General features: G+C 60.8%; 3 protein-coding genes. 2 read left to right on the top strand and 1 reads right to left on the bottom strand.

The genetic code is table 11. From position 1 onward, the window contains the following. Together EOA79_RS28180 and EOA79_RS28175 are read left to right on the top strand one after the other, a co-directional pair. Positions 1 to 1,859, top strand: a 1,859-nt coding sequence (locus EOA79_RS28180; protein ID WP_128293492.1) for an AAA family ATPase, incomplete at its 5' end; no start/stop codon positions are given. Next, positions 1,852 to 3,585 carry a UvrD-helicase domain-containing protein gene (locus EOA79_RS28175; RefSeq protein WP_128161241.1) on the top strand — a complete coding sequence of 578 codons (1,734 nt, stop codon included), beginning with the start codon at positions 1,852 to 1,854 and terminating at the stop codon, positions 3,583 to 3,585. The genes EOA79_RS28180 and EOA79_RS28175, both read left to right, overlap by 8 nt. Positions 3,586 to 4,396: 811 nt before the next feature. Here EOA79_RS28175 and EOA79_RS28170 read toward each other — a convergent pair. Then, the coding region (locus EOA79_RS28170) for a 3'-5' exonuclease (RefSeq protein WP_281060303.1) at positions 4,397 to 6,476 on the bottom strand (2,080 nt) is incomplete at its 5' end.

Raw genomic sequence — 6,476 nt, 5'->3', positions numbered from 1 at the left:
ATCTTGCCGGCCAGCAAGAAGACAACGTCCGCGCACTCCTCCCAGCCATCGAATTGCGTCTGCATTGTACGTATGATCCCAACGCCCTGGAACTTGGTCCGCTGGCGCCGTTCGTTGTGGATCTCGATCCCGCCGAAAGCGAGGCTTTGATCGTGCTTCGCTACGAGCTGAAGGGCGGCGGAATAGGCGCCCTTTTTGACGGGCTCCCTGATGGGTCGCTGGACGATGCATCCCGCAAGGCGTTCCTTGTTGGGCTGCGCGAAAGGATTCCCGGCAATTTCGCACTCAGGATCCGGGCGGAAGATCCGAACGACCCGACAAACTTCCGCCAGTTGCAGCCCTCGGCTCTCCGTAGCCTGGTCAGGACCGGTTTCATCAACGCGCAACGGGGTTTGGATGATGTGACATCGCGAGAAACGGACGTTCTCGCCAAGATTCTTGAAGGCCTCTTCGTCACGGCGTCCTCCCCAACCGCGGACGCTGCCGACAGGATTATTGCAGAAGCCCTTGCCACCGTTGTGCAAGGCATTCAGACCCAGATTGACGGCAATTTCGGACACCAGTTGCAGAACCTAATGCCGACCTTGACCAGCTTCGGCTACCCCGGATTGGGCGGCCAGGAGCTCCAGACAGAGACGATCCTTGATATCCGCAAGCTATTGTCGAACTTCACAAAAGTTCGATACGCCGGGTATGGCGGGGTGACACTGCGCGAGTCCTACAACGGACTTGGGGTACGCAATCTGATTTTCATTTTGCTCAGGATCGTGGAATTCCACAAAGCGTTTAAGGCCGAGCCGAAGACGCCAGGCGTTCACCTCGTCTTTATCGAGGAGCCTGAAGCCCATTTGCATCCTCAGATGCAGGAGGTCTTTATAAAACAATTGGGCAAAATCGCCGCTCACCTGGCGGGCGCAGGTGAGGGTGTTATCCCTTGGCCCGTCCAGTTTGTGGTATCCACCCACTCGTCGCACATCGCCAACGCGGCAGGATTCGAGAGTATCCGGTATTTTCTCGGCGCCGACGTGCCGGGCGCCGATGCCGGTATTCGACAGACTAAGATCAAAGATCTGCGCGAGGGGCTGGCCGGCACGCCGGCGCCTGACAGGCAGTTTCTGCACCAATATCTCACTCTCACTCGCTGCGATCTGTTTTTCGCCGACAAGGCCATTCTCGTCGAAGGCCTCAGCGAACGGCTCATACTGCCGGTCATCATCGGGAAAATGGAGGCCTTGGAGCCTGCGGTTAAGCTCTCAAGCCAATATCTCACCATCATGGAGGTGGGCGGGGCCTACGCGCATCTGTTCTTCGATCTGCTCAATTTTCTCGAACTCCACTATCTGATCATCACGGATTTGGATTCCGTCGTAGCCCCAGGCGGCGCTGCATGTGTCGTCCATCTCGGCACCGCATCCAGCAATGCGTGCGTGAAGGCGTGGTTCAGTGCCGACGATCCGCATACCTTGGCCGGCGTGATGGCAAAATCCGACGACGATAGAACCAACGGTCGCGGGCGCATTGCCTATCAAGTCCCGGAGGTCGCCGGCGGTCCTTGCGGGCGAACCTTTGAAGATGCCTTCATTTTAGCCAACCAAGACCTTTTCGGCCTGACAGCGGGGACGCTGCAACAGCAGGAAACGGCTGCACGCGATCTAGCCGCAGTGCAGAAGAAATCGGAATTCGCGTTGAAATACGCCATCGAAATCACAGGCTGGGTGACGCCAAAATATCTCGCTGACGGCATTCGCTGGCTGGCAGTCGACTACGTGCCTCCCGTCGATCCGGCACTGGCGATCGTGGCCGCTGCGGCCGCGGCGGCGCCGGCGGGGCCTGCTCCGGGAGGCGACGCCGTTGACTAATCACGAATCCCCTGCCGAAGAGGCAAGCCGCATAGCGCTCGAAGAGGTCTTCGCGTGCATTGAGGCCCGCCGGAGTTTTCGCCTTGAGGCTGGTGCCGGCGCCGGGAAGACCTACTCGCTGGTCGAAGCGCTCAAATACCTGACGAAGCGGCATGAGCGGGACTTTTCCCGGCGTGGCCAGAAAATCGCCTGCATCACCTTCACGAACGTCGCAAAGAACGAAATCGAAGCTCGAACCGATAGGCGTCCGATAATCTACTGCAACACCAACCACGCCTTCTGCTGGCTGCTTATCGGCGGCTTCCAGAAGCAGCTTAAGGCTTTGGTGCAGCAAATGCCGAGTTGGCAGGAAAAGCTTCTGGAGGCTGGCGGCATAGGTGATAGGGGTGTCGAATACAGTTTGGGCCACCGTGCGGTGCGCGAGCACGTGCTTTCGCTTCACCATGACGACGTTATTCCGCTCACCATCTCGCTGATGGAAAATCAGAAGTTTCGGAAAATCATGGCTGATCGCTTCCCCATCATCTTGATTGATGAGTATCAGGATACCGATAAAGCCTGGGTGGAGGCCCTCAAGCTGCACTTCCTGGGCCAGCCAAATTCACCGCTATTCGGGTTCTTCGGGGACCACTGGCAGAAAATTTATGGCAATGGATGTGGCGAGCTTAATGGCGACGCCGTCACCCCGATCGGCAAGAAAGCGAACTTTCGCTCGGTGAATGCGATTGTCGAATGTCTCAACCGGATGCGTCCGGAGTTGCCGCAGTTTGTCAAAGACCCGGCCGAACTTGGTCGGGTCCGCATCTTCCATACAAACGGCTGGGTTGGGCAACGGCAAGGAGGCCAACATTGGGGCGGTGATCTGCCATCTGACGTAGCGCACCAGGCTCTCGAAGCCACGAAAGCCAAGATGGTTGCCGACGGCTGGGACCTTGCACCCAACCAAACCAAAATCCTCATGCTGACCCATCGGGTCCTTGCGAGTGAGCAGGGCTATTCGAACCTCGCCCAAGCGTTTCAGTACAACGACTCCTATCTCAAGAAAGAAAACCGGCTAATCGCCTTCCTGGTCGACGTGCTTGAGCCGGCCGCGGACGCTTATGCTGGAAAGCGCTATGGCGCCATGTTCGAGGCGCTGGGTGGAACGGTGCCGGTGCTGAAGCGCCAAGCGGACAAGGCCGCTTGGACCGCCTCTTTCGATATACTCATGACGCTTAGGGACAATGGGTCGGTTGGCGATGTTGTCGACCACTTAATGGCGTCGCAGCGGCCCCGCTTTCCAGATCGGGTGGAGGAGTTGCAACACGCGCTGGCTGCGTTCGACGTGGATGGTGGGGTGGAGATGCCCCGACCGTTCGCCGAGCTGCAAAAGCTTCGTCCGGTTGCTTATGCGGAGGTCAAAGCGCTGCGAAGATATCTCGACGGACATTCGCCATTCGAAACCAAGCATGGCGTCAAGGGCGCTGAATTCGAGAACGTTCTGGTTGTCCTCGGTCGTGGTTGGGCCCAGTATAACTTCGGCGAAATGCTGGAGTTGGCTGGGGGCGCGGCGGTTCCCGCGAACAAGCTGGCGGCTTTTGAGAGGAACCGAAATTTATTTTACGTGGCCTGTTCGAGGCCGAAACGGCGCCTGACGTTGCTATTCACCCAGGACATATCGCCTGGAGCTTTGGCCAAGCTTCAACAATGGTTCGGCGTCGATTCAATTGAGGCGTTGGCACTCTGAAGGGAAGTTCTTAGACTAAGACTAGCCTGGCATCACAGGCTCGCCGACAAGGGAAGCAGCATTCCGTGACCGCGCCCAAGGACTCATATTAAGTTTTGGTAACATTGCTGTAGTTGATACATTGTATGATGGTACATGAAGCTCTTTAATTCGGAAGTGTTTCAACGCCGATCTCCCGCTTGCAGAACGAGCGGAGTGGGAGGAGTGGTTCAACCGCGACAGGCGTCGTTGCATCGTTGCAGCGTGAGAGTGGAGCTCGCCCGCAAGAACGACGACCTGATATTTAAAGCCTTTAAACTCTCGGACGAGGAAATCTAGCTGTTGGCAACTGCCGCCTAGCGGTGCCGCGAAAGCAGCGACAAACCAAGAGGGCGTACAAAGCGGAGCACATGAAATATCCGGCCAAGCGGACAAGTGTCATTTGGTTTGCGGAGCCGGTTCGTGACCCGAGGCCGGTTCAGCAGGGCGGCCTAAGGAGCGTCAGCATAGCGCCGCCGCAGGCGGGACGCGGGACAGACCGCCCCCGGCGAGGGGTGCTGTTGAGTTATTCGGATGCGGGATTTGCCGGTGGCTATGCGCGGTGTCACTGAGGCGCAAGACTTGGCCAACCAGATCGAGCGGCTGCAAGTGGCAGGCTGCGATAAGATTTTCTTTGAGAAGCGGGCCGGCGCCGGGCGGCTGAATCGTGGGACCGCGCCGGGCCAAGCGGCCGGATAACTGGCGAAGCGGGCAGACCATACTTCGGCTGGCGACAGCAGAAGCTGCTTTCCTGCGCGGTGAGGTTCCGTGACGCCATCGATCGTCCCTCGCTTCAGGCGGCCATCGTCTGGGCCGAGGGTGAGACGGTGATGATGGCGCCGGTCGTCATCAGCACGATCAGTCCCCGATCGGCGCCCGTCATATCGAGATAGGCGCGGACCTGCGAGCGATAGTGATCGAGCGTTTGGGGATCGGGCTTCACGTCGCTCTTCCAGTCCACGACGACGCCGGGGCGGCCCTCGGCAGTCAGGGTCAGCGCGTCCGCGATACCAACGGTGGCCGTCTCCTCGCCATGGTCCACGCGAGCGGCGAAGACGGGAAACTCGGCCAGAAGCGCCGGCCGCAATGCCGTGATCTCGGGCAGAGCCAGGGTCCGAACGACACAGCCAGCCAGTTCCTCCGCTGAAAGACCCGTTGCCGGATTGGCGACCGGCGAACGGCCGAGTGCTCGGATGAGCTCGCTGGCACGTTTGGTGAGAGCGGCTGATGCTGGATCGGTTTCCCCGGTCAGGACCTCCTCCATGAGCTTGTGGAGGATCAGCCCGCGTTCGCGGCCACCCTGAACGGCGACCGGGGCCTCAAGCTCACGCGGCTGATCATCGCCCGAGCTCATCCACATTCCGGCCTCTTCTTCCCGAAGCACCGCGCCCAAAGCGTTCTCGTCGCGGCTCGGTACCAGCCAAGCGAGGCGCGTCTGCTGCGCGGCGATGGCCGAAGCCTCGGCAGCAAAGATGTCGCGCGTCTGGGAGTTGTCCGCGGCGGGGCCGGCGCCCGCCTCGCCGAGCGGCAGATGCGCGACATCAAGGCCAGGAAGATCGGCGAGCGACAGATCGAGCAGGCCTATCCAGGCCGATTTTGAGGGCGTCGTATCAAGTCGGGGCAGAACGAGGAGCTCGCGGGCGCGCGTCGCTGCAACATACCAGAGCCGGATGCGTTCGCGATCCAGCTCGTCCTTTTCCGTTTTGCGCGCGGCCTCATAACCATCGGGCGCGATGCCAAGGACCGGGCAATAGAATGTGTCGGTCTGACGGTCGATCACCGCGCTGTCGGGCGACATGACACCCGTCATGGTGTTGACGGGGATGACGATTGGCCATTCGAGGCCCTTGGCCGCGTGCATAGTAAAGAGTGCGACGGCTTCTTCCTGCGCATCGGGCCGGCCCTCAACAGCGCGCGCCTCGTCGCTCCAGGCTGCGGTCATCGCCTCGGCGAAGGCGCGAAGACCGCGCACGGCGTAGCCGGTCGACAGGCTCAGATAGAGATCGACATTGGCGAGCGCGCGTTCGGCCTGGCCGCGATGACGCTCGAGAAGAAGGGGACGAACCCGCATCACGTCTACGGCTTGCGAGAGAAGCTCGTGCGGCGTCGTGCTGTTGCTTCGGCGGTAGAGCGCCTGCAGCTTTTCGATGATCTCCCGTGCAAGCGGATAATCGATGGTGGCGGCATCGACGCCAAGATCGAGACGGGGAATTCGGTCGGGCTGCTCCTCGGAACGCGGCAGTGTCCAGACGATGTCCAGGAGTTCCTCTTCGGTGAGGCCGACCAGCGGGCCGCGCAGCAGCGCGCCGAGCGCCAGTGTGTCGCGTCGGTCGGCGAGAACGCGGGTCAGCGCGATCAGGTCCTGGACCTCCTGACGGCGGAAGAGACCCTTGCCGGCCTGTGTCGCCACCGGTATTCCGCGACGCTCCAGCGCCTCCTCATAGCGCCACAGTTCGGCGCCGGTTGGCGCCAGCAAGGCGATGTCGCCCGGCTGACAAAGGCGTTGCGTGCCGCTGCGCCGATCGATGATGGGCTGGCTGCCGATCAAGCGCGCGCAAAGCTCGGCCACCGCGTCGGCTTCGGCGTCGCGCTGTTGCTCGGCGGTAGCCTTGCCGGTTTCGTCGGCGACAGCGATGTCGAGGGCCGCGACGCACAGGCCGTCGCCGGGATCGTCGTGAAACGGGTCGAGGGCCGTAAATCCGGGTTGGCCGTCGGCCGACAGCAAGGCCTCGAAGCGCTCGTTGACGAAAGCGAGGATCGAAGCGCAGGAACGGAAATTGGTGGATATCGACAGCAGGCTGTCGGGATCCTGGGCGCGAAAGGCGTCGCGGCCCTGCACATAGGCGCCGACATCGGCGCCGCGGAATTGATAG

The sequence above is a fragment of the Mesorhizobium sp. M1A.F.Ca.IN.020.03.2.1 genome (assembly GCF_004023205.1).
Classification (GTDB): Bacteria; Pseudomonadota; Alphaproteobacteria; order Rhizobiales; family Rhizobiaceae; genus Mesorhizobium.
This window is presented reverse-complemented; position numbering and strand designations above follow the sequence as displayed.